Genomic DNA, 2,639 nt, shown 5'->3' on the forward strand with positions numbered 1-2,639 from the left:
CACGCGATCGTGGCGGGCGCCGCCCCCGAGAGGGTCGTCCGGTGCTCTACCGGTCAGCCGACCTGGAGGTCCACGCAGGCGTAGAAGGCGTTGGACGTGTCGGCGATGTTCCAGATCGCCAGCAGCTTCTGACGGCCGGTGAAGCCGCCCAGGTTGATGTTGTGCGTGACGTTGCGCGGGGGCTGGGCGTTGTTGCCGCTGACCACGCCGACGCGCGTGCCGCCGATGTAGTACTCCCAGTTGCTGGTGCGGTGGGCGGCGGTGAACGTCCAGGTGAAGGACGCCGACGTGCCGACCGACGTGGCGCGCCAGCCCTTGCTGTCGTCGCTGAGCTCGGCGAACGCGGAGTTGCCGCCGTGGCAGCTGCGCAGGCCCTTGGGGCCCTCGACGCTCTGGGGCTCGTACTTGATCGAGCCGCACTGGACGGTGCCCTGGGCGCACTGGGCCTGGCGGCTGGGCGGGGAGTTGATGTAGCCGTGGGCGCTCGCCGTACCGGCGAGCACCACGACGAAGGCGGGGGCGAGCGCCGCGCCCGAGGCAGCGGCGATGATCTTCTTCTTCATGGGAGCTCCGAATCTCGTGGTGATGGCCGCGCTGGGGCGGCCACTGCGGGGACGTTCGTGGCTCGGAGCGGACGGGGCGGGGCGCGAGCCGCCATGACGGCCTCCCGTGCGTGACCAGGGAAAATCTAATAGGAAAGTTTCCTATTAGACTGATTTTCTCCCCGCGGCGAATTGATGTCAACAACGCCCGTCCGCCGGGAATCGGTGCGCGGGCCGCGCTCCACGGCCCCTATTCGGGCGCTATGCCCTGGTCGGACGCACATGGGGGCAGGCCGTGGTGGCGCGGCGGCTCGGCCCCTGGACGGGGGCGTTGGCCTTGATCGCCAGGCTGACCAGCGACTGGAGCAGGAACAGGTCGCTCTCGGTGTCGAGATGGACCTGGACCCAGCCGGTGTCCGGAGGGATCGCGACGCGTCCGGACGCGGTGAGGGCCTCGGTGAGGCGGCGGGCGACCTGCTCGGTGAGCAGCACTTCGGCCAGATTCCCCTGGTGCAGATGGACGATCTGCCTGCCGTCCAGGGACAGGGCGCGGCCGGGCGGGCAGTCGGCGCGGCATGCCGTCAGCGGCCAGTCCCGGAAGCGGCCGAGCGCCAGTTCGGCGTAAGAAACGGAGCGTGGGCGGCGTCCTCGTCTCATGGCCGCCAGCGTGGCCGACTACCCGCGCGTAGAGGCGGTCCGCGGGTGTCCTGGTGGGATTCCCAGGTTCCTGGTTCCTTCCAGGAAGCCCCGGCGGCCTCTGGAAGCGTCCTGGACGGGGCTATGGATCATACGGATGGGCACCAGGACGCGAACTTCCGGATAACTCGCCCATTCCGCAATCGCCCGAACCGCATCATAGGTGATCGTCCCGAGGCGGGCGCGGGGCAGGGACGCGGGGAACGGACGGAGCTGGCGTTGGACTCCTATCTCGACCGGAAGGCGGACTTCACCCGTTATCTGGTCGACCGGCTGGGAGGGGTCGAGCCGGGCGCGCTGGCGCGGCGCACCGGCCTGCTGGAGACGACGGTCCGGGCCTTGCTCGCGGGCGACGGCGAGCTGGCGTCGTGGGAGATCGCCAGCGCGTGCCTGGTCGCGGCGGGCGTCGACGCCGGCGCGGTGGCGGAGGCGCGCCGCCGGTGGAGCGCGGCGGAGCAGGCGCTGTGGGACGAGCGGGGGGACGCCCTGCGCGCGGCCTTCGAGCAGAACGCGCACGGCAAGCCCGCGAAGATCGTCGACGCCCACCAGGCGAAGGTCCCGTGGCGGCGGCTCACCGCGCGGCACCCGGTGACGTTCCTGCCCTGGGTCGCGCCGGTGTTCACCGGTGACCGCACGCTGCCCGACCCCGCCGCGGCCCGGGACATCCGGGAGCTCTACGCCCTGCTGAGGGAGCTGCGGGTCTGGGCGGGCTCGCCCCGGCAGTCGGAGATCGAGAAGCGCACGTGGGGCGCGCTGCCCGACGCCACGATCAGCGCGATGCTCCAGAAGGACCGCTGGCGCGCGGCCAGCGACCGCGAACTGGCCAGGGTCGGGTACTTCGCGGCGGCCTGCGGCCTGCCCGGGACGGAGGTCGCGCGCTGGGTCGACGCCTACGAGCGCCTCCGGCACGTGCCCCCGCCGGACGACCTGGCCTCGGCCCGCGCCGAGGCGGCCGAGCTGCGCCGCCGGCTCGCCGCCGTCCAATCCGAGGCGGACGGCCTGCGAGAACGGCTAAGGGCAGCCGAGGCGACCGCCCCCGCGCAGGCACCGGACGGACGCGCACCGGACGGCCCCGTCCCGGACGGAGCCGCACCCGGCCGCCCCGCACCAGGCGGAACCGCACCCGGCGGAACCGCATCGGGCGGCCCCCTCCCGGGCGGCCCCGTCCCGGGCGGAGCCACACCGAGCGGAGCCGTCCCGGACGGCCCCGCACCAGACGGCCCCGCACCGGGCGGAGCCGTCCCGGGCGGGCGCGCATCGGGCGGGAGCGCATCGGGCGGAACCGCGTCGGGCGGGAGCGCACCGGTGCGGGGCGTACGCGCGCGATGGAGCCCGCGCCAACGGCGCTCTATGGCGGCCGCCGTCGCCGTGCTGGTGTTCGCCGCCGGTGCCGGGGCGGGC

The 2,639-nt window shown here is 73.7% G+C and carries 2 protein-coding genes and 1 pseudogene; 1 reads left to right on the plus strand and 2 read right to left on the minus strand.

Annotated features, from left to right (window positions below):
* Positions 1-53: 53 nt before the first annotated feature.
* Together E1298_RS45995 and E1298_RS46000 are read right to left on the minus strand one after the other, a co-directional pair.
* Complete coding sequence (locus tag E1298_RS45995; protein ID WP_131903664.1) at positions 54-563, minus strand: lytic polysaccharide monooxygenase auxiliary activity family 9 protein; 510 nt, start codon at positions 561-563, stop codon at positions 54-56.
* A gap of 240 nt (positions 564-803) precedes the next feature.
* On the minus strand, positions 804-1,199 hold the full coding sequence (locus tag E1298_RS46000) for a luciferase domain-containing protein (protein ID WP_131903665.1): 396 nt from the start codon (positions 1,197-1,199) through the stop codon (positions 804-806).
* 258 nt (positions 1,200-1,457) lie between these two features.
* Between E1298_RS46000 and E1298_RS51495 the strand changes: the two are divergent.
* Positions 1,458-2,639, plus strand: a pseudogene (locus tag E1298_RS51495) (hypothetical protein); the annotation flags it as partial.

Source organism: Actinomadura rubrisoli (assembly GCF_004349215.1).
In the GTDB taxonomy this organism is placed as follows: domain Bacteria; phylum Actinomycetota; class Actinomycetes; order Streptosporangiales; family Streptosporangiaceae; genus Spirillospora; species Spirillospora rubrisoli.

Bases quoted from the DNA above. Each gene is read 5' to 3' on its own strand.
- E1298_RS45995 (WP_131903664.1), bottom strand. From the start codon at position 563: ATGAAGAAGAAGATCATCGCCGCTGCCTCGGGCGCGGCGCTCGCCCCC.
- E1298_RS46000 (WP_131903665.1), bottom strand. From the start codon at position 1,199: ATGAGACGAGGACGCCGCCCACGCTCCGTTTCTTACGCCGAACTGGCG.